Here is a 20,287-nt window from a genome sequence, read left to right on the forward strand (position 1 = left end):
ATGAACGTCAAACAATATATTGCTGCGCGTGCTGCAAAAGAGCTTTGTCACGGAGATGTAGTGAACTTAGGAATCGGCATTCCTACTTTAGTTGCTAATTATATTTCACCCGATGTTCACGTGTTTTTACATTCAGAAAACGGGATTCTTGGCGTTGGCCCTACTCCTGAAGAAGATTATATAGATCCAGAACTTGTGAATGCGGGAAAGCTGCCCGTCACGGTTTTGGAAGGTGCCTCATTTTTTAACAGCGCTGATTCTTTTGCCATGATACGCGGAGGCCATGTGAATGTATCGATTCTTGGAGTGCTTCAAGTAGATGAAACAGGCCGAATTGCAAACTGGGCTGTTCCTGGGAAAAGTGTTCTTGGCGTGGGAGGAGCAATGGATTTATTAGAAGGATCAAAAAAAGTTATTGTGACTACTCTTCATACGAATAGTCAAGGAGAGTCCAAGGTAGTTAGGAATTTAACCTATCCGCTTACTTCAGAGCGACGAGTCGATATGATTATTACAGAATTAGCTGTCTTTTCGGTAACAGAACATGGTCTTGAACTTCTTGAAACAGCTCCGGGTGTTTCTTTAGAGACAGTGCAACAAAAAACGCAGGCTTCTTTTCGCGTTTCTAAATTATTTAATAAAAACAATGAGGTGACAGCATAATGGCAGTGATTGTAAATGCATTTCGAACGCCTATTGGAAAGTTTGGCGGTTCGCTTGCAGATACGCTTCCAGAAGAACTAGTCTCTCTTGTGATGAAAAACAATTTGTCTTCAGCGGGATATACGTCAGAGATTGTTGATGAAATCATTGTCGGACAGACGAAACAAAGCGCTCATGCTCCTAATATAGCGAGAGTAGCCGGGCTGAAAGCTCAATTCTCTGAACGTATTCCAGCTTATACCGTGCACCGCCAGTGCGGATCAGGCATGCAGGCTGTAATGAATGGAGCTATGTCCGTTTTATCAGGTCAAGCCGAAGTGGTATTAGCCGGAGGAGTGGAAAGCATGTCTCAAGCACCGCACTATACGGTAGGCACTCGTTTTGGTTTTCACGTTGGTGATTTAACACTCTATGACTCTAATACAGAAAGTCAGCCAAAATCACAGCCTGAAACATTATACGGAACGTTTACGATGGGACAGACGGCCGAATGGCTCGCTGAAAAATATAGTATTAGCCGCACGGAACAAGATGAGTTTGCTTTTTATAGTCAGGAAAAAGCTAGGCGGGCTATAGAACTTGATTTGTTTGAAGAAGAAATTATCCCGGTAGCTGTAAAAGAAGGAAAAAAAGGTATGAGGCATTTTGCAACAGATGAATTTCCTCGTCTTACTAGCAAAGAAAAGCTTGGTGCGCTTAATGCAGTTTTTCAAAGAAATGGAACGGTGACAGCCGGCAATTCATCCGGCAGAAACGATGGCGCTTCGATGCTGCTGCTGATGTCGGAAGAAAAAGCTGAGCACCTCGGATTAACGCCTATGGCAAAGATTGTGTCGTTTGCCGCAGCGGGCGTCTCTCCAAAGGAAATGGGAATTGGCCCCGTTTCGGCTTCGCAAATTGCTTTAAATAGAGTCGGTTTAAGCTTAGGTGATATGGACTTGATTGAATTAAACGAAGCATTTGCCGCTCAAAGTATTGCTTGCTTAAGAGAATGGGACATCACATCAGAAAAAGTGAATGTAAACGGAGGAGCGATTGCGCTTGGCCATCCTTTAGGATGCTCCGGGGCAAGAATTATCACAACTCTGTGTCATGAGCTTCACAAGCAAAAAAGACGATACGGCCTGGCTACTATTTGCGTTGCAGGAGGATTAGGAATGGCGATGGTGGTGGAAAGATGGACGAAATAAAAAAAGATTATGTTTTTCATAGAGATTTAACAAAAAAGTATCCAATGATTACGCACGGTGAAGGAAGCTACTTAATAGATGAACAAGGAAAAAAGTATTTAGACGGCTGCTCCGGGGCCGTGGCGGCAAACTTAGGGCACGGCATTGCGCAAATAGCCGAGGCGATGGCGGAGCAGGCAAAAAAAGCGGCGTTTGTTCATACATTGCGTTTTGAAACGAATGTTTTGCATAAACTTGCAGGAAAAATTGGTAAAATGGCGCCGCCTCATTTAAACAAAGTCTATTTTACATCAGGAGGATCAGAAGCTAATGAAAGTGCATTAAAATTAGCAAGGCAATATCACAGAGATGCCGGAAAGATGCAAAAACACATCGTAATCGGAAGGTGGCAGTCTTATCATGGAAATACGATAGGGGCACTATCAGCTGGAGGAGATGTAAAAAGACGATATCCTTATACACCCAACCTTTTACATTTTGCGCACGTCTATTCGCCGTATTGTCATCGCTGTCCGTATAATCGCAATCAAGAAGACTGCGTGGCAAATCAAAACTGGAGCTGTATCACCGATATTGAACGCACCATTTTAGAGCTTGGTCCAGAAAATATTTCAGCTTTTATCGCAGAGCCCATCGTAGGAAGTCAGCAAGGAGCTGTTGTACCTCCGCTTGACTATTTCAAAAAAGTACGTGAGCTTTGCAGCCGCTATGACATTCTTTTGATTGTTGATGAAGTGATGACAGGCTTCGGGAGAACGGGAACTGATTTTGCAGTGGAACAATTCGGCATCGAACCCGATATCCTAACGTTTGGTAAAGGAGTTTCAGCTGGGTACGCTCCTTTAGGAGGAATGATCGTGCATGACCGTCTGATTCAAGGTCTGTTAGAAAATAGCAGCGGGAAATTTCTTCATGGCTATACGTACAGTGGACATCCTGTTTCAATAGCGGCAGGTCTTGCTGCTTTGGATATGTATGAAGAAATGAATATCCTTCAAAACGTTGAAACTCAAGGCGCGTATTTAATGGAATGTTTAGTAGCTCTGCAGCGCAAGCATCCTTATATTTCAGATATTCGCGGCCGCGGACTTTTAATTGGGTTAGAACTAATGAAAGACGCCAATCAACAGATATTTTTCGAGCCACGTGAAGCAGCCAGCGAAAAGCTCAATGAAATTTGTATGGAGCTTGGAGGCGTCTTTTATCCAGGGTCCGGATCTATAGATGGACATAAAGGAGAACATATCATTATCAGTCCTCCTTTAAATATAACGAAATCAGAAGTTGATGAAATAGTAAGATTGCTAGATCATGCGTTTTCTATTTTTTATCAGCACATAAGAAAGGATGAGTCATATGAAAGTGCAAAATAAAACAGAAGAGCTTCAAATCAAAGGAAAAAAACATTTATCACCGGTGATGACAAGAGTAACAGAGCTTGTTGTTGAAAAAGCGCACGGTGCGAAATTTTGGACAGCTGATGGCAAGGAATATATTGATTTTGTATCAGGAGTAGCTGTCAATGCAGTGGGTCATACGCATGAAAAGATGGTAGAAGCGATAAAAAAACAAGCAGATCAGCTGCTTCACCTAGGCTTAAACTACGGCTATTACGAAACAGCAGTGAATTTGGCAGAAAAACTTGCGCAAATTACGCCTGGAAACTTAGACACGGTGTTTTTTTCAAACTCAGGCGCAGAAGCCATTGATGGTGCGCTCAAATTAGCAAAAGCGGCCACTGGCAGACCAGCGATAATTGCTTTTGAAGGTTCTTTTCACGGTCGTACATTAGGAGCTACAGCTATTACGGCTTCAAGCTCAAAATACCGCAGCTACTACGAGCCGATTTTAGGAGAAGTGTATCACGTCCCTTATCCTTATCCAAGTCAGCTTCCTAATGTTGACGAGGAAGATGCAGAAGCATATTGCTTAAATCAACTGCAAAAGCTGTTTGATCTGCGAGTGGATCCTTCACGCGTAGCGGCGATTGTAATTGAGCCAGTCATGGGCGAAGGAGGCTATTACCCTGCTCCTTCTAGCTTTTTACGTGCACTGAGAGACATAGCGAATGATTATGGCATTCTGCTTGTTTTTGATGAAGTGCAAACGGGATTTGGGCGCACTGGAAAAATGTTTGCCGCAGAACATGCTGGAGTCACACCAGATATTTTAGTTTTGGCAAAAGCTCTTTCCGGCGGCATGCCTTTAGGAGCCATTGTAGCAAGCCGAGAACTGCATGAGAAATGGCCAACAGCTGGACATGGTTCTACTTTTGGCGGAAATCCAGTATCGTGCGCAGCGGCTTTAGCTAATATTTCAATCATTGAAGAAGAAAAGCTTGTAGAGCGCAGTGAAAAAGTAGGCGCTGATATTGTTAAACGCCTTCAGCATTCTATCGGACATTTACCGGCTATTAAAGAGGTTAGAGGAATTGGTATGATGATTGGTATTGAATTTCATGTTGAAACAGCAGCTGCTTATGTCCCTGTTATTAAATCAAAAGCGCTGGAAAAAAGACTGCTAATTATGAACTGTGGAGTCAAAGGGCAAACCATTCGTTTAATGCTGCCGCTAAATATTGATAAAGACGTGCTGGATCAAGGACTGTCTTTACTAGAAGAAGCCATCACAGAGGCAGTTTCAATTAACTAGCTTTTTAAATGAAAAGGAGGGTAACAATATGAGTCAGACTAAAATCGAACTGTTACAAGGAAATTTATATATTAACGGCGAGTGGGTAAGTGAAGAGGAGCAAACCTATTTTGAAAGTATAAACCCTGCAACACAAGAGCTCGTTGGAACGTGCGCAGCCGCTACGGCTAGTCAAGTTGATGATGCGGTAAAAGCGGCTAGTACAGCCTACAGCCACTGGAAAAATACATCTATTCCTGAACGTGCAGCATTTTTAACAAAAGCAGCTGAGCTTTTTGAAGACAGAAAAGAAGAGTTAGCTCAAGTGATGACAAAAGAGATGGGAAAACCGCTGACAGAATCCATAGGGGAAGTTGGTGTCGTCATTGCAACAGCTCAGTATATGGCTGGAGAAGGAAGACGTTTGTTTGGCGAAATAGTGCCCGCTGGCTTTCCTGACCGAGATATAAAAATGGTTCGCGAACCGCTTGGAGTTGTGGCATGTATTACACCTTGGAACTTTCCTGTTTCTCTCGCTTCTTATAAAATGTTTGCCGCTTTAATCGCTGGCAATACCGTTGTCTGGAAGCCGGCTTCAGAAGTGGCGCTCTCAGCGAAGATTTTTATGGAAGTATTGCACGCTGCGGGGCTTCCAAAAGGAACAATTAACTTGCTTACAGGATCGGGCAGAATTGTTGGACAAAAGCTTGCTACGCACTCTGAAGTGAAAATCATATCATTTACAGGTTCTACGGAAGTTGGTCAGCAGTTAGCAGAAATGAGCAGCAAAACCTTAAAACGAATTTCTTTAGAGCTAGGAGGAAAAAACGCTGTTATTGTGTTAAAGGATGCCGATTTGGATAAAGCAGCAGAAGGAATTGTTAAATCAGCATTTACGACAACGGGGCAGCGCTGTACCGCAGCTAGCAGAGTGATTGTGGAGCGTTCAGTAAAAGAAGAGCTTTTGAAAAAAGTAATAGCTCTTACAAAAGAAATGAAGATTGGAAATGGTCTTGAACAAGGAGTTGTGATAGGACCGCTTGTTAATGAACAGCAGTGCCGTTTAGTAGAAAATTACGTACAAAAAGCGGTGGAAGAAGGCGGAAATATTGCGCTTGGAGGTCATGCTTTATCAGAGTTAGGAACTTGTTATTACATGCCTACAATTATTGATAACGTCCATTCGAACCACACAATTGCTCAAGAGGAGATTTTTGGTCCCGTGCTTGCTTTTATTGAAGTAGATGGCTACGAAGAAGCAATGAGCGTCAATAATGGAACGATGTACGGGCTTTCCACTTCTATTTATACAAGCAGCTTGCACTATGCCAGCCGAGCGGCAAAAGACGCTGTTAGCGGATTAGTCTATATCAATAACGGAACATCTAATGCTGAAATGGGAGTAGCATTCGGAGGAATGAAAATGTCTGGCAACGGCCACAGGGAAGTTTCTCATCATGCATTTGATGTGATGACAGAATGGAAGTCTGTCTACACCAACTATTAATCTCGCACCTTAGCGAAAAGGAGGAGCACATGTCTTCATATCGCATTGGCATTGCCTTTTTTTATCATGAATCTCACAGCTTTAGTCCATTAAAAACAGAAATAGAACACTTTGTACAAGAAGGCTATTTTGTTGGAACGGAAATATATAAAGCATACTCAGGAACCAAAACAGAAGTAGGGGGATTTTTAGATGTATTAAAGCAAGAGAAGCAAGTAGAAATCGTTCCCCTTGTTTGTGCAGCTGCAGTTCCGTCTGGGATTGTATCTTCAGCAGCTTATTACACAATTGAAAAGCAAATGTTGCATACGCTTACTCACGCCGGCCCGCTAGATGGCTTATTAATCGCTTTGCACGGCGCAATGGTAGTAGAGCATCTTTTCGATCCTGAAGCTCATTTGTTAAGTCAGATAAGAAGCTGCATAGGAAGCGACGTTCCCATTGCTACTACGCTCGATATGCACGCAAATATCAGTGAAGATATGCTTACGTACACGCCGCTTCATTTCGGGTTTAAAACATATCCTCATGTTGATATGTACGAACAAGGAGTGAACGCTGCGCGAGCGCTTTTAACACAAGTAAAAGAAAGCGTTATCTATTATGCATCTTTTAAAAAAATGCCTATGCTTTTGCCGTCGATTAATATGCGAACAGCAGAAGGGCCGATGAAAAAAATGATGGACCTTGCTAAGCAAGCCGAGCAAGAAGAAGACGTATACAATGTTTCTATTTTTGGAGGCTTTCCTTATTCTGATATTTCAATTGCCGGAGCAAGCGTGCTCGTAACAGCTTTGAATCCTGAAACAGCAGAAAAAATAGCAAAGAGACTAGCTTCTCAGTTTTGGAGTATAAAAGAAGATTTTATCGTGGATTTGCCTACCGTTGAAGAGGGTCTGCAAACAGCGTTAAAACTATCAGACGAACAGCCAATAGTGCTCGCTGATATAGCGGACAATCCTTTAAGCTGCGGAAGCGGCGATACAACAGAGCTTTTGGAATACATGCTGAAGCTAAATATGCCGAGGACACTGTTTGGAGGTCTTTATGACCCTGAATCTATTAAACAATGCGTGCAAGCAGGAGCTGGGAATTACGTCTCTCTTTCCTTAGGAGGAAAAGTTTCTCCTGAGTTCGGAAAGCCCGTTGAAGTTGAGGCCAAGGTCGTTGCTTTGTCGGAAGGTGAGTTTTACAATTCAGGACCGTTTAATCAGCATTTAAAAGTAAATGTAAAAGGTGCAGCTCACATCCAAGTAGGAGAATTGGATATTTTGCTGATTGGAAGGCCGGTATCAGCCAATGATCCTGAACTTTTTCGCCATATTGGCATTGAGCCAGCGACGAAAAAAATCATTGGTTTAAAAGCTAAAAATCATTTCAGAGCCGCTTTTGAACCGCTTGTAGGATCTATCATCTATGTGGATGCGCCAGGCGTAGCGTCAAACCGCTTAACGACCTTTAATTATCAGCACCTTCCAAGTCCAATATGGCCGCTGCAAGATGCAAAATATGAAAGTGAAAAAAGGAGGAAAGAAAAATGGATGCATTAAAAGAGCAGTACTATATCGAAGTGCCGGAATCGTTAAATCCTGAGCAGCAAAAAATGATGATTGAACTTGAAAAAGATGCGTTTCCCGGCATGGGAGCCGTTGATGAACAGACGCTTGTACCTTTAGCACGCTATGGAAAGCTCATTCAATATTTCCAGGAAAATGACGCAAGGCCAATTGCCATTTGCGAGCTGCTTCGAGATTACAAAGATGTCACAAAAGCTTATATCTTTGGTTTCTACGTCCGCTCTGATAAACAAGGAAGCGGAATTGGACAGCTGTTCTTAGAAGAAATATTTTCGATTTTACAAAAAGATAGTTTTGAAAGCGTTTGTTTGACTGTGAATGTGAAAAATGAAGGCGCTGTGAAGCTGTATAAAAAAATGGGCTTTACGATTAAAGAAACGCGATCAGGAGAGTTTGGCGAAGGAGAAGATCGCTATTATATGGTGCGGTCAATTTCTTAGTAGAACATCTATTCAAAAAATGAACTTTGGAGGGAATATAAAATGAAAAATACATTATATAAAGTAAGCAGACACTGGAAAGAAATCGAGCTTTGGAAAGATGTAACGGACGAGCAGTGGAACGACTGGGTATGGCAGCTGACAAACACAATTAAAACATTGGAAGATTTAAAGAAAGTCATAAATTTAACACCTCAAGAAGAAGAAGGCGTAAAAATTGCAACCAAAACGATTCCGTTAAATATCACTCCTTATTACGCATGGTTAATGGATGAGAACGATCCGAAATGTCCAATCAGAATGCAGTCCGTTCCTATTTCAGAAGAACTGCATAAAACACGGTATGATTTAGAAGATCCGCTTCATGAAGATGAAGATTCACCGGTTCCTGGCTTAACGCATCGTTATCCCGACCGCGTGCTGTTTTTAGTTACAAATCAATGCTCTATGTACTGCCGCTACTGTACAAGAAGACGTTTTTCAGGACAAATTGGCATGGGCGTTCCAAAAAAACAGCTGGATACAGCTATTAATTACATTGCAGCCAACCCTCAAATCCGTGATGTATTAATTTCCGGAGGAGACGGACTATTAATCAATGACAATATTTTAGAATATATTTTGAAAAATTTGCGCGATATTCCGCACGTAGAAATTATTCGTATCGGTACAAGAGCACCGGTGGTGTTCCCGCAGCGCATTACAGAAAACCTGTGCAATATCTTAAAGAAATATCATCCGGTTTGGCTAAATACGCATTTTAACACATCAATTGAAATTACAGAAGAATCAAAGCGTGCTTGTGAAATGCTTTCGAACGCAGGAGTTCCAGTCGGAAACCAAGCGGTTATTTTAGCCGGAATTAATGACAGCGTGCCAATCATGAAGCAGCTTATGCATGATTTAGTAAAGATTCGCGTGCGTCCTTACTACATTTATCAATGTGATTTATCAGAAGGAATCGGTCATTTCCGTGCGCCAATCAGCAAAGGGCTAGAAATTATGGAAGGACTTCGAGGCCATACGTCCGGCTATGCAGTTCCTACATTTATCGTGGATGCTCCTGGAGGAGGAGGTAAAATTCCGCTGCAGCCAAACTATATTATTTCTCAAAGCTCCAATAAAGTGGTGCTTCGAAACTTTGAAGGTGTTATTACATCTTATCCAGAGCCGCAAAATTACCAAAGTGGAAGCGCAGAAGAATTTTATAAAAAAGTATATCCTGAAGTATTTGAAAAATTTGAAAGCAACGGTGTTCTTTCGATTATTGATGATACAAAGTTCAACTTAACACCGGAAGGTCTAAACCGTCTTGACCGCCGGAAAACGTATGACCAAAATCCAGAGCATAGCTCTTTAAAAGACAAGCGTGAAAAGCGCGATCAATTAAAAGAGAAAAAATTTGAAACGCAAATGAAAAAATACGAAACGGCGGGAGCGAAGGAGGAATAATATTGAAATGTCAATGGTGCGAATCCTATGAAGCGAAAGAGACGGATGCAACGGTTTATTGGGAGCTTCCTGACGGCACAAAAGCTATAGAAATTAAAGAGACGCCTTCCATTACATGTTCAGAATGCGGAATTACGTATCAAACAGATACAACGGTTGGACACATTGAAGATCAACTGTTTTTAATCAACACCTCTGCCTTAGAAAAAAGTGTAACGTACGAACAGCTTATGAGCCTGCCTCGTCTATTAAAACGAAACTACTTTGATTTTTCAAAGTAAGCAATGAAGGATCCATCTCCTACTTTTTGTGGGAGATGGATATTCTCATACGCTTTACGTTAAACATGTGCGCATAGTTCATTTATAAAGGTGGGATAAGTATGGAAGCGGTCGATATAAATCGTAATGAAGAAGAAAAAAAACAGGACGATAAGCATGTAAAACGCCATTTAAAAGCGCGTCATATGACCATGATTGCCATTGGAGGGTCAATCGGAACGGGCTTATTTCTAGCTACCGGATCATCCATCCAAACTGCTGGACCTGGAGGAGCGCTGATTGCTTACGGGGCTATTGGAATTATGGTTTACTTTCTCATGACTAGTCTTGGAGAAATGGCCACGTTTATGCCGGTATCAGGTTCTTTTTCAACGTACGCCAGTCACTATGTAGACCCAGCTCTCGGCTTTGCGCTCGGCTGGAACTACTGGTTTAACTGGGCTGTTACGCTCGCTGTAGAAATAGCTGCTTCTGCTATTATTATGAAGTTTTGGTTCCCTGATGTGCCAAGTATTATCTGGAGCGCTTTGTTTTTAGGCTTAATTTTTTTACTTAATTTCCTATCTGTAAAAAGCTATGGAGAATCTGAATATTGGTTTGCTCTCGTAAAAGTAGTAACCATCATCGTGTTTATCGGAGTGGGCCTTCTGACCATCTTTGGTATTTTCGGCGGTGAATATATCGGTTTTAAAAACTTTACATTAGAAGAAGCGCCGGTCAACGGCGGATTTCTGTCCGTACTAAGCATTTTCTTTATCGCGGGATTTTCTTTTCAAGGTACAGAGCTAGTCGGCATTGCGGCGGGGGAAAGTGAAAACCCTCAAAAAAATATCCCAAAAGCCATTCGCCAAGTCTTTTGGCGCATTCTTCTATTTTATATTGCAGCCATTGCTGTAATCGGGCTTATCATTCCTTACACAAGTCCATCTCTTCTAGGAGGAGATGTGGATAACATTGCTGTTAGTCCATTTACGCTTGTTTTCGAAAAAGCAGGAATTGCTGCAGCTGCTTCAGTGATGAATGCTGTTATTCTTACCTCGGTTTTATCAGCCGGAACTTCTGGCTTATATGCTTCTACGCGAATGTTATGGTCCATGGCCAATGAAGGGCAAGCGCCTAAAGCGCTTCGAAAAATTAATCGTCGAGGAATTCCAGTAAACGCGCTTGTTTTAACCACTATCATTGGCGGTCTTGCCTTTTTAACATCAATTTTTGGTGATCAAATGTATATGTGGCTTTTAAACGCTTCAGGCATGAGCGGATTTATTGCGTGGATTGGTATTGCCATCAGCCACTATCGTTTCCGAAAAGCATATGTTGCTTCAGGACGGGATATAAATGAACTGGCGTATAAAGCAAAATGGTTTCCTCTAGGTCCTGTTCTTGCATTTGGAATGTGCCTCATCGTTATTCTAGGACAGAATTATCAAGCGGTACTTTCCGACAAAATTGATTGGTACGGCTTGACGGTCTCATACATCGGTCTGCCTCTCTTTTTAGCGACGTGGTGGGGATATAAAATAGCAAAGAAAACCAAGGTTGTACCTTTGCATGCGTGTATCCAAAGAGAAGATAAGAAATAAAAAAGCTATACGGCTAACGATAAGCAAAAAAGGTGAACCTCGGACAACGAGGTTCACCTTTTTATTTATAAAAATCTATCATAGTAAGCTTTATTTTATAGATATTATAGCATAAAAAGTGATTTTTTTCCAGTCTGGTTTTTATTTTGTTTATTGATAAAATTCAAGAATACCACTGCATGCTAAGCGATTGTGGAGGTTGAAAATCTTTTTACTTTAATAAGAAAAGGGGAGTGCAATGAGAATTTCTACAGGTGTTGAAATGCTACAGTTGACTGCCAGAGCTTTTGACCAAGATATAATATTAAATCCTACGTTAGTTTGGAATAACGATGAAGCTGTTCTAATTGATACAGGAATGCCTGGGCAAACCGATCAACTGAAAGAGGCCTTGAGTGAATTGAATATATCTATTGAACAGCTAAAAGCAATTCTTCTAACACACCAAGATCTAGATCATATAGGATGTGCGACTGATATACGAAAAAAATCAAATGAAAATATCATCGTACATGCTCATGAATTTGATAAGCCGTATATTGAAGGGAAACTTCCGCTTATTAAAACGAATGCGAGTCGAATGAGTAACGAAGAACTAGCAGCTATACCTGACGAAATAAAATATTTATATAAAAATCCCCCAAAAGTTGAGGTAGATACATTATTCAAAAAAGATCAACTGCTTCCATACTGCGGAGGCATTGAAGTTATTTTCACTCCCGGACATACGCCTGGGCATGTAAGCTTTTATTTAAGAAAATCAAAAACACTGGTTGCTGGAGATGCTTTAGTATTTGCAAATGAACAACTAATGGGACCTGTTAAACAAACGACCTTAAATATGGACCAAGCAGTTCACTCACTGGAAAAATTCTTACACTACGACATTGAGCATGTTATTTGTTACCATGGAGGGTATTTTCAAGGCTGTCCGAAAGAAGCAATTTTAAGGATAAAATAACACATTTCACAGGGAGAAAGTTAAGGGGAAGGGGATGTATAAAATGTTTACACCAACTATCAGTGTCCGAAAAATAAATGATAATCTCATTATAAAATGGCAGCTTTCACACTTTACGATTCCGTTAGAAGACATTCTTGAAGTAATGGAAGATGACACGTACGGAGGCAAAGAAGTAAGCGCCATTCGAATTGGCCCTCCGTACGGAACGACTGACCGCATCTTTATAAAAACGACCAATAAAAACTATCTGTTATTTACCTCAAACGCACCGGCTATATTAAACGAAATAAATTCATAATGACCATTACTAAATACGAGATATATAGGAGAGAAAAAATTGAAGATTAGCCGTACTTTCGATACTGATACAATTGCCAAGCTTAATCAGTCTGTTCATCAACTGCATGTAGAATTATACCCCGAGCGCTTTCAAACATATGATTTTTATCAGGTACATGAATTTTTTAAGAAAGTGATGAAAGACGATAGATTTGTCTTTCTTTTAGGAGAAGACGAAGGACAGCATGTGGGATTCGCTTGGCTGGAAATAAAGCAGTATTCAGAGACAGTGTTTAAAAAGACTTACAAGTCAATTTATGTTCATCAAATAAATATTGCAGAACCTTAGAAAAACAAAGGGTTTGGTTCGAGTTTAATGAAAGAAATTTATAGCATTGCTCGTGAAAAAGAGATCACTACAATTGAGTTAGATTACTGGCGCGACAATACGATTGCCGAGAGCTTTTACGAAAAAGAAGGATTTGTTATGTATAGAAAAATGGCTTATAAAGAACTTTAAAGAGAGCATTTACTTGCTCTCTTTTTTATATCTAAGAAGCCATTTTCTTCATTTTAGTCACTCAATAAAATAAAGTACGCGATCTGAGAACTTAACTCTTGAAAAATTTTTGTTTTACATTTATACTTACATTCTTGTTCGCGTAATGCGACAACTTACTTTATATTCAACTAGGAGGTATACAGATAGTATGGAAAATTTCATTTATCATAATCCCACAAAATTAATCTTCGGAAAAGATCAGCTTCAAGCATTATCAGAAGAGCTCCCGAAATACGGAAAAAATATTTTGCTTGTTTACGGCGGAGGAAGCATTAAGAAAAACGGTTTATACGATCAAGTTCTTACGCTGTTAAAAGAGTTAAACGTAAATATACATGAGTTAGCGGGCGTAGAGCCAAATCCTCGACTATCTACGGTACGAAAAGGAATTAAAATTTGCCGACATGAAAACATTGACTTCATGTTAGCAGTCGGTGGAGGAAGCGTTATTGACTGCACAAAAGCAATCGCTGCCGGAGCTGAATATGAAGGAGACGTCTGGGATATTATTAACAAAAAAGTAACGGCTACAAAAGCACTGCCGTTCGGAACAGTATTAACATTGGCAGCAACAGGTTCTGAAATGAATCCTGATTCTGTTATTACGAATTGGGAAACAAATGAAAAATACGTTTGGGGAAGCGCCGTTACGCATCCTGTATTTTCTATATTAGATCCTGTGAACACGATGTCTGTTCCTAGAGATCAAACTATCTACGGCATGGTAGACATGATGAGTCATGTATTTGAACAATATTTCCATAACGTGAAAAACACGCCTTTACAAGATCGTATGTGCTATTCTGTATTACAAACAGTAATTGAAACAGCACCAAAATTACTAGAAGATCTGCAAAGCTACGAGCACCGCGAAACGATTTTATATTCCGGAACAATCGCGCTAAACGGAACACTTCAAATGGGCTACTTTGGCGATTGGGCTTCACATACAATTGAACACGCGGTATCAGCGGTATATGACATTCCTCATGCAGGCGGTTTAGCAATCCTATTCCCAAATTGGATGCGACACGTTGTAGATCAAGATGTTACTCGTATGAAACGTGTAATGACAAGCATGTTCGATATTGAAACTGCAGGTAAAAGCGACAAAGAAATTGCATTAGAAGGAATCGATAAACTAAGCGCTTTTTGGTCGAGTCTTGGTGCACCTTCTCGCTTAGCAAATTACGATATCGGAGAAGAGCGACTAGACGAAATTGCTGGAATTGCTGCTCGCGAAATGGAGTACGGAGGTTTCGGTAACTTTAAAAAACTAAATAAAGATGATATTTTAGCTATTTTAAAAGCGTCACTGTAAAGTGAAAAGCAAAAAAGAAGGAGACATCTGTCTTCTTCTTTTTGTTTTATCCTATAAATGACTGGAAATTAAGTAGAGGAGGAAGAATGGTTTTTTTCTCAAATTTCAGTTAACAACTAAAGGAAAAGCTTTATAATTAAGTACAGAAAGAAAGTTTTAGAGAATTTAAGGGAGTGGGAAGATGAAAAAGTTTGCGCTAGCTTCATATGCGCTTTATTTGCTGGGCGGATTAGTCATTACAGCCGTAGGGTCCGTCTTACCGCAATTGTTAACACATTATCATGTGTCCTATACGGTTGGCGGACAGCTTGTATTATTAGGTTCTTTAGGATTTTTGATAGGAGTTCCGCTATCCTCTTTTCTATTAGGACGCTTCAAAGAAATGAATTTACTGACAGTTTCCGCACTAATGATAGCGCTATCACAAATAGGTATGCTTTTATTGCCTCCATTTGAGTGGATTATCGCATTCAATTTTTTAAACGGTATTGGTGTAGCCGCATTGGAAGTAGTTGTAGCTACTTTAATGATGGAAGTATTTATTGGTAGAAGAGCTATTGTTATGAGCTATTTAGAAGTATCATTTGGTCTAGGTGCGCTGTTGATGCCGTTAGTAGCTAGCTTATTGATTTCACAGAACAGCTGGAGGTTTTCATTTTTTATAACGAGTGTACTAGCTTTACTAATGGTTGTGGTCTGTAAAATGATTCCTTTTAAAAAAGAGACTGTTTTAACTTCAGAAAGCGATGCTTCAGACGCCAACTCAGAACCTCCCCCTGTGCTTGCTAAAAATCAAAGATGGAAAATACTTGCTCTTTTTAGTGTAATGATTTTTATGTACGCCGGAGTAGAAAGCAGTATGAATAATTTTCTTTCGTCTATTTTTATCGCGTATCTAGATGTAATTCCGTCACAGGCTACTTTGAGCATAAGCGTTTTTTGGGTGGCTATGCTAATAGGACGAGTGGCTACTGGATGGATTATTCGAATCGTTACATACGAACGTTATCTTTTTGGCAGCATTGGAGGAACAATTGTGAGTTTAGTGCTGTTTATTGTGTTAAAAGAAGCAGTAGCAGGCTATATTTTATTAGGGTTTTTAGGGCTTGCAATGTCAGGTATCTATTCGATAACGATGGTATATGCTAACCATACGTTTACTGGATCTGCTCGTATTGTAACAAGTTTAATTACTGGTTTTTCAGGGCTTGGAGGAGCTGTTTTCCCTGCACTTATTGGCTTTACTATGGATGTAAGCGGAATCACATCAGCACTTTGGTACATAACAGCTTTTGCATGTTTATATCTTCTGGCGCTTTGCATCATTTTTTTCGTTCAGCGTGATGCCAAACAAAAAGCTAATAATCATTTGCAGCCTATGAAATAAATGCTACGTTAAAAAAAAAATACTAAATGAGATGGCTGAAAAAGATGTAACTTTATAAATGGTTAATATCTATTTTAATAAAAAATATAAAAAAGAAAGGTTGAATCTATGTCGACCTTTCTTTTTTTTAGAAAAATTCTCATTAAATTTTTTCTAACAATATCTTTATAATCAAATAGCAAAATTCCTGCTTTTAATTTCGCTTTAGTATTAACCCTATAAACCATTCTTTTCTTTACTTTTTACTAATATATCAAATATTCTATATATTCCTAATGTTATATAAAATTAAATTGACAAATATATGAAGCGGTTATTAGAATTTAGTCATCGAACAGTGAAGAGCTGTTTAAAAGTAGGGGGGAAGTAAATGCCGTTACAAAATAAGCATCTAGCAGTTGTGTTACAAAATACATATTTACCGTTTATTTTTGAAGAAGCAGAAGCTCTCGGAATTAACGTGACGTTTTTTTATAACCAAGAAGAAGTAGAACCTAAGCATCTTAAAAACGTACAAAATTTCATACCCATTGATTTATTTCACACCCCAGACAAAGCTCTTGAGATGATTAAAGCAGAGCATCACAAAAATCCTTTTGACGGCATTATGACATTATATGAGCCTGCATTAGAGTTTGTATCTCAGTTGACAGAAGAGTTAAACTTACCGGGCTTATCACCGTTTGTGATTAGTAACTGTCGCAACAAACAGAAGATGAGAGATGTTTTAAAAGATAATGATCTTAACACTCCGTATTTTAAAGAGGTTGAAAATACGGAGGAATTAACGAATCTTTCAATGCCTTATCCTGTCGTAGTAAAACCTTCTAACGGATTTTCCAGTCAAGGTGTATCACGAGCGAATAATAAAAAAGAACTGATTGACAGCATAGAAAAAGTGAGACGCGTAAATGAAGAAGACCTAAGCAAATTCACAAAAAATAAAACGAGCATGGTAATTGAACAATTTATAGACGGACCAGAGTTTGCTATTGAGACGTTTTCTGCAGAAGGAGAAATTTATGTACTTTCTATAGGTTATAAAGGAAATTCCAAAGGACCTTTCTTTGAAGAAGGTGTTTATATAGCTCCAGCTCAGCTAGAAGAAAACGTTTGGCAATCTATTGCACAAGAAGCAGCTAGAGCAGCAAATGCTTTAGGAATTGAGAATGGCCCGGCTCATATTGAATTACGCCTGGACCCAGCGGGAAAACCTTATGTGATTGAAATAGGAGCGCGCATTGGAGGATCTGGGATTTCTCACTATATCGTAAAGGAAAGTACAGGTATTAACTATATGGAGCTAGTTTTTTACTATGTATTAGGAGTAAAACCTTCTGTAAAAAAAAATGAAAGAAAACGAAAGAAAGTGGTGGGCAACTACATTATCCCTGTGCAAGGCCATGGAATTTTTAAAGAAATTCGAGGCTTAGAAGACGTGCGTAGAGATACTGAAGTAAAAAGAGTTATTCAATTTATAACTAAAGGGACAGACATTTTACCATATCCGCACTTTTCAGGGTACCCTGGATTTATTTTAACCACTCATGACTCTTATTCCGACTGTGAGCAGTATTACAGCTATTTAGATAACAAAGTAAAAATCGTTTATAAAAATAAAGTAAACGCATAGGGGGTATCAAAGGCTATGATAGTTGCAGAGTCGTCTAGTAAGAAAAATCAGCAGCTTCAAAAAATTAGCATTATCCATACCTTAGGGCCTGAAGGAACAAATTGTGAAAAAGCAGGCTATCTGTGGTTCGAACGCCAAAGCATACAAGGTCAGGTCTTTTTGCATCAAACGTTGGAAGAAGCTTTAGTTCATGTGAAAGAAACAGAGAGTTCGGCTCTTCTAGGCTGCGCAGTATATCCTTACTTACATGATATTGTGTTCAAAAATTTAACTAGTTTAGAGCTAGTAGATAGCTTTATTATGCCGACGTATAACATGGTGCTTGCCTCAAAAGAAGAGGTGATAACAAACAACAACCTGTTAATTGCTTCACATCCTGCCCCTGTTGATTTAGCTCATTCCATCAGTCCTAATGTTCAGTTAGTAAATAGTAATGCTCAAGCGGCGATTGATTGCTTAGAAGGAAAGGTAGACGCATGTATTACAACAAGTAAAGCCGCTAACGAGCAGGGGTTAACAGTTGTAAAAGATTTTGGAGAAGTGCCGATGTGTTTTACGCTCCACGGAAGAAAATAGGCTTAACTTTAAAAAGAAATAAGGTGAAACAGTGATTTCTAAATTAACCCGTATTCATGTCCATCTTTTGTTCTGTCTATTAGCCGTCATCGGTGGAACGACATGGGCTTTTCAAAAGACTGGATTAAAAGATAGCTTGCCTCTATGGTCAGCAGGTATGAGGTTTTTAATTGCTAGTTTAATAATTGCCCTCTACCTCTTACTCACAAAAAAAATGGCCGTTTCAAAAGAAGTAGTAATCATTTCAGCATTAAACGGAATTTTGTACTTTGCTCTACCGTTTGGTTCTGTTTATTGGGCATCCGTCTATTTGCCAAGCGGGCTTGTTTCCGTTTTAGCTGCCAGCATTTCAGTGTTTGCTCTTTTATTTAATCGCTTATTTAAAGGAACACCAGCTACAAAAGGACAAAAGCTAGGTGTAGTCATGTGCTTAATTGGTATGAGCGTTGTATTTGGAAATCAGCTGTTTATACAGGGAAATGTGATTCAAATAGTAGCCATGATCGTCATTTTAATGGCTATGCTAGGTTCAGCTTTTATAACTGTTCAAGTTCAATCTCGCATAAAATCCTTGCCTATTATGACCTTTAATTCTTTTTCGATGCTAAGTGGAGGCGCTTGTTTACTGATTGTTAGTTTATTTGTGGAAAATGGAAATCGCACTTTCTCCGGGATTAGCCTTATCTCATTATTATACTTGGCCATTATAGGGTCGGTCGTAGGGTTTTCTATTAATATTTATTTATTAAAAAAATGGCATATATCAAAAGCAACGGCGCATTTATTTATTTCACCGGTTATCGCCTTATATGTAGGATTTGTCTTTTTAGGTGAAACATTAAACAAACAGGTCTATATAGGTACAGCGTTTGTAATAGCAGGGGTTATATTTATTAACTTGAAAAAGCAAATAGAGAAAAACACAAATAACTCTACTCTTACATCATCTAAAAATATTTCTGCTAAGTAGCTGTTCTAAAAAAGGAGTGTTTTAATCATGTTAACAAAAAATCATACTCAAAGTTTAGTGGAGTTATTAAACGATAAAATAGTACCTGCTCTATATGAGATAAGAAAATATCAGGGCCCAAATGGAGAGGTCAAAAGAAATTACGAAAAAGCTAGAGAGCTCTTATTAAAAGTAGTTGCTGAAACTGAAACAATATATGACTCTTTAAATTTACCTGAAGTGTGGAATGCATTAAAAAATGACGTATGTGATTGGATTGAAAGAGGACTCGATCAAGCTCCTTATTTTGATCAAACGTTAATTGCTTATAGCCCGCCTGCAAACGGAGAGGCGACGTTCTTTTTAGGACCGATTGTAACGCCTAATGGCCCTACAAAAAGAGGGTTTTATTTAGAAGCCTTTATCGCCGTTCGTGATGAACCCGAAATCATGAACTCCATTGAAGCAGACCTTCCTCATCCTAAAAATGGATGTGAATCTTTAAAGCTGTTGGCTGGTACTCAAGGATTTATGGAAGGGAAGTGTATTGTATTTTTCCCTGAGAATGTAAAAACAAAAGAAAAGGTAACAAGTCAAAACTTCGCGATATTTTTCTTTAATAAATTTCACAGCATATACAATGATGATACATTAAAAAGAGCGTATTCTATCTTTCCTGATTTTAACTTTAAATCTCATACTATGAATAGAGAAGACACCTATCAGGCAAGGGTAATCTGGGGATATCTACATGATTATTACCATCACTGCGGAAATAAACCTTTTGACCAGCATATACAGGCAAAAATGAATTTTTTTGCAGGCATACTGGAAGAAGTTAAAGTAGACTGTCAGACGGTGCTGACTCTTCATAAAAGAAAATATCCTTTTTGGGAAGAGATAACAGAATTTGTTCTCTTTGAACGACTTTTAAGATACCCTATTCAGCATAATGCACCCCGAAACTTTGATTCTGGAACAGGATTTTTTCTTTTTAGCTGGCTAGTTGCAAATGGGCATTCAATATCCCGAAAAGGAGACCATGCTTATTTAGATTTAGACATATGCTTAAAAGAACTGGATCTTTTAGTAAAAGAAATTGAAGAACTTGAAACGGTTCAAAGTGACTCTGACTATAAAGAAAAAGCTGAACATTATGTTCGAAAATACTTATTGCCTAGTGAGAATGGTGATAAATTTACTATTCCGAACAAGTACTTTATTAATCAGCAAAATAAAAAGATTGAAGTTCCATACTTACTATTCGATGACCATAATCTCTAAGGAGAAGA

The 20,287-nt window shown here is 39.2% G+C and carries 19 protein-coding genes and 1 pseudogene; all 20 read left to right on the forward strand.

Going from position 1 to position 20,287, the window contains the following annotated elements:
- The 20 genes and pseudogenes from LJC66_RS11995 to LJC66_RS12090 all read left to right on the forward strand — a co-directional run bounded on the left by LJC66_RS11995 (nucleotide 1) and on the right by LJC66_RS12090 (nucleotide 20,279).
- Nucleotides 1-663, forward strand: a complete 663-nt coding sequence (locus LJC66_RS11995) for a 3-oxoacid CoA-transferase subunit B (RefSeq protein ID WP_195693917.1) — start codon at nucleotides 1-3, stop codon at nucleotides 661-663.
- A complete protein-coding gene (locus tag LJC66_RS12000) occupies nucleotides 663-1,853 on the forward strand; it encodes a thiolase family protein (RefSeq protein ID WP_230932624.1) in 1,191 nt (396 codons plus the stop codon). Before LJC66_RS11995 ends, LJC66_RS12000 begins: the two co-directional genes overlap by 1 nt.
- Complete coding sequence (locus tag LJC66_RS12005) at nucleotides 1,841-3,226, forward strand: aminotransferase family protein (RefSeq protein ID WP_230932625.1); 1,386 nt, start codon at nucleotides 1,841-1,843, stop codon at nucleotides 3,224-3,226. The genes LJC66_RS12000 and LJC66_RS12005 overlap by 13 nt, the downstream gene beginning before the upstream one ends.
- Nucleotides 3,210-4,505 (forward strand): aminotransferase class III-fold pyridoxal phosphate-dependent enzyme, encoded by a 1,296-nt coding sequence (locus LJC66_RS12010; protein WP_195693911.1) that lies wholly within the window; start codon nucleotides 3,210-3,212, stop codon nucleotides 4,503-4,505. Before LJC66_RS12005 ends, LJC66_RS12010 begins: the two co-directional genes overlap by 17 nt.
- Before the next feature lie 28 nt (nucleotides 4,506-4,533).
- Nucleotides 4,534-5,991 (forward strand): aldehyde dehydrogenase family protein, encoded by a 1,458-nt coding sequence (locus tag LJC66_RS12015; protein WP_209369224.1) that lies wholly within the window; start codon nucleotides 4,534-4,536, stop codon nucleotides 5,989-5,991.
- A 29-nt stretch (nucleotides 5,992-6,020) separates the two neighbouring features.
- Nucleotides 6,021-7,541: a M81 family metallopeptidase gene (locus LJC66_RS12020; protein ID WP_221779980.1), complete on the forward strand. Its 1,521-nt coding sequence runs from the start codon at nucleotides 6,021-6,023 to the stop codon at nucleotides 7,539-7,541.
- Entirely contained in the window at nucleotides 7,529-8,008 is a 480-nt protein-coding gene (locus tag LJC66_RS12025; RefSeq protein ID WP_014460080.1) for a GNAT family N-acetyltransferase, read from the forward strand. Before LJC66_RS12020 ends, LJC66_RS12025 begins: the two co-directional genes overlap by 13 nt.
- Nucleotides 8,009-8,050: 42 nt before the next feature.
- Nucleotides 8,051-9,460, forward strand: a complete 1,410-nt coding sequence (gene kamA, locus LJC66_RS12030; RefSeq protein WP_098626453.1) for a lysine 2,3-aminomutase — start codon at nucleotides 8,051-8,053, stop codon at nucleotides 9,458-9,460.
- Between the two features lie 2 nt (nucleotides 9,461-9,462).
- On the forward strand, nucleotides 9,463-9,741 hold the full coding sequence (locus LJC66_RS12035; protein ID WP_195693907.1) for a YokU family protein: 279 nt from the start codon (nucleotides 9,463-9,465) through the stop codon (nucleotides 9,739-9,741).
- A 101-nt stretch (nucleotides 9,742-9,842) separates the two neighbouring features.
- Nucleotides 9,843-11,324 carry an amino acid permease gene (locus LJC66_RS12040; RefSeq protein WP_195693905.1) on the forward strand — a complete coding sequence of 494 codons (1,482 nt, stop codon included), beginning with the start codon at nucleotides 9,843-9,845 and terminating at the stop codon, nucleotides 11,322-11,324.
- A gap of 238 nt (nucleotides 11,325-11,562) precedes the next feature.
- On the forward strand, nucleotides 11,563-12,285 hold the full coding sequence (locus LJC66_RS12045; protein WP_230932626.1) for an MBL fold metallo-hydrolase: 723 nt from the start codon (nucleotides 11,563-11,565) through the stop codon (nucleotides 12,283-12,285).
- Between the two features lie 43 nt (nucleotides 12,286-12,328).
- Nucleotides 12,329-12,586 (forward strand): SunI/YnzG family protein, encoded by a 258-nt coding sequence (locus LJC66_RS12050; RefSeq protein ID WP_195693901.1) that lies wholly within the window; start codon nucleotides 12,329-12,331, stop codon nucleotides 12,584-12,586.
- Nucleotides 12,587-12,625: 39 nt separating this feature from the next.
- Entirely contained in the window at nucleotides 12,626-12,916 is a 291-nt protein-coding gene (locus tag LJC66_RS12055) for a hypothetical protein (RefSeq protein WP_230932627.1), read from the forward strand.
- Nucleotides 12,917-12,931: 15 nt separating this feature from the next.
- Nucleotides 12,932-13,087, forward strand: a pseudogene (locus LJC66_RS12060) (GNAT family N-acetyltransferase); the annotation flags it as partial.
- A 190-nt stretch (nucleotides 13,088-13,277) separates the two neighbouring features.
- Nucleotides 13,278-14,450 (forward strand): iron-containing alcohol dehydrogenase, encoded by a 1,173-nt coding sequence (locus LJC66_RS12065; RefSeq protein WP_230932629.1) that lies wholly within the window; start codon nucleotides 13,278-13,280, stop codon nucleotides 14,448-14,450.
- A gap of 181 nt (nucleotides 14,451-14,631) precedes the next feature.
- Nucleotides 14,632-15,837 (forward strand): MFS transporter, encoded by a 1,206-nt coding sequence (locus LJC66_RS12070; protein WP_230932630.1) that lies wholly within the window; start codon nucleotides 14,632-14,634, stop codon nucleotides 15,835-15,837.
- 370 nt (nucleotides 15,838-16,207) lie between these two features.
- Nucleotides 16,208-17,470 carry an ATP-grasp domain-containing protein gene (locus LJC66_RS12075; RefSeq protein WP_230932631.1) on the forward strand — a complete coding sequence of 421 codons (1,263 nt, stop codon included), beginning with the start codon at nucleotides 16,208-16,210 and terminating at the stop codon, nucleotides 17,468-17,470.
- A 15-nt stretch (nucleotides 17,471-17,485) separates the two neighbouring features.
- Nucleotides 17,486-18,046: a hypothetical protein gene (locus LJC66_RS12080; RefSeq protein WP_028413322.1), complete on the forward strand. Its 561-nt coding sequence runs from the start codon at nucleotides 17,486-17,488 to the stop codon at nucleotides 18,044-18,046.
- A gap of 31 nt (nucleotides 18,047-18,077) precedes the next feature.
- Nucleotides 18,078-19,016, forward strand: coding sequence for a DMT family transporter (locus LJC66_RS12085; RefSeq protein ID WP_098790652.1), 939 nt, complete (start codon nucleotides 18,078-18,080; stop codon nucleotides 19,014-19,016).
- Between the two features lie 27 nt (nucleotides 19,017-19,043).
- Nucleotides 19,044-20,279: a DUF6421 family protein gene (locus LJC66_RS12090; protein WP_230932632.1), complete on the forward strand. Its 1,236-nt coding sequence runs from the start codon at nucleotides 19,044-19,046 to the stop codon at nucleotides 20,277-20,279.
- The last annotated feature ends 8 nt before the right edge of the window (nucleotides 20,280-20,287 follow it).

This window comes from Priestia sp. TSO9, assembly GCF_021029645.1.
Classification (GTDB): domain Bacteria; phylum Bacillota; class Bacilli; order Bacillales; family Bacillaceae_H; genus Priestia; species Priestia megaterium_E.

What these genes read in the sequence shown, in the direction of transcription:
- LJC66_RS12020 (WP_221779980.1), top strand. Translation starts at nt 6,021, where the DNA reads ATGTCTTCATATCGCATTGGCATTGCCTTTTTTTATCATGAATCTCAC.
- LJC66_RS12090 (WP_230932632.1), top strand. Translation starts at nt 19,044, where the DNA reads ATGTTAACAAAAAATCATACTCAAAGTTTAGTGGAGTTATTAAACGAT.
- LJC66_RS12075 (WP_230932631.1), top strand. Translation starts at nt 16,208, where the DNA reads ATGCCGTTACAAAATAAGCATCTAGCAGTTGTGTTACAAAATACATAT.
- LJC66_RS12015 (WP_209369224.1), top strand. Translation starts at nt 4,534, where the DNA reads ATGAGTCAGACTAAAATCGAACTGTTACAAGGAAATTTATATATTAAC.
- LJC66_RS12040 (WP_195693905.1), top strand. Translation starts at nt 9,843, where the DNA reads ATGGAAGCGGTCGATATAAATCGTAATGAAGAAGAAAAAAAACAGGAC.
- LJC66_RS12080 (WP_028413322.1), top strand. Translation starts at nt 17,486, where the DNA reads ATGATAGTTGCAGAGTCGTCTAGTAAGAAAAATCAGCAGCTTCAAAAA.
- LJC66_RS11995 (WP_195693917.1), top strand. Translation starts at nt 1, where the DNA reads ATGAACGTCAAACAATATATTGCTGCGCGTGCTGCAAAAGAGCTTTGT.
- LJC66_RS12050 (WP_195693901.1), top strand. Translation starts at nt 12,329, where the DNA reads ATGTTTACACCAACTATCAGTGTCCGAAAAATAAATGATAATCTCATT.
- LJC66_RS12025 (WP_014460080.1), top strand. Translation starts at nt 7,529, where the DNA reads ATGGATGCATTAAAAGAGCAGTACTATATCGAAGTGCCGGAATCGTTA.
- kamA (WP_098626453.1), top strand. Translation starts at nt 8,051, where the DNA reads ATGAAAAATACATTATATAAAGTAAGCAGACACTGGAAAGAAATCGAG.
- LJC66_RS12045 (WP_230932626.1), top strand. Translation starts at nt 11,563, where the DNA reads ATGAGAATTTCTACAGGTGTTGAAATGCTACAGTTGACTGCCAGAGCT.
- LJC66_RS12000 (WP_230932624.1), top strand. Translation starts at nt 663, where the DNA reads ATGGCAGTGATTGTAAATGCATTTCGAACGCCTATTGGAAAGTTTGGC.
- LJC66_RS12070 (WP_230932630.1), top strand. Translation starts at nt 14,632, where the DNA reads ATGAAAAAGTTTGCGCTAGCTTCATATGCGCTTTATTTGCTGGGCGGA.
- LJC66_RS12005 (WP_230932625.1), top strand. Translation starts at nt 1,841, where the DNA reads ATGGACGAAATAAAAAAAGATTATGTTTTTCATAGAGATTTAACAAAA.
- LJC66_RS12010 (WP_195693911.1), top strand. Translation starts at nt 3,210, where the DNA reads ATGAAAGTGCAAAATAAAACAGAAGAGCTTCAAATCAAAGGAAAAAAA.
- LJC66_RS12065 (WP_230932629.1), top strand. Translation starts at nt 13,278, where the DNA reads ATGGAAAATTTCATTTATCATAATCCCACAAAATTAATCTTCGGAAAA.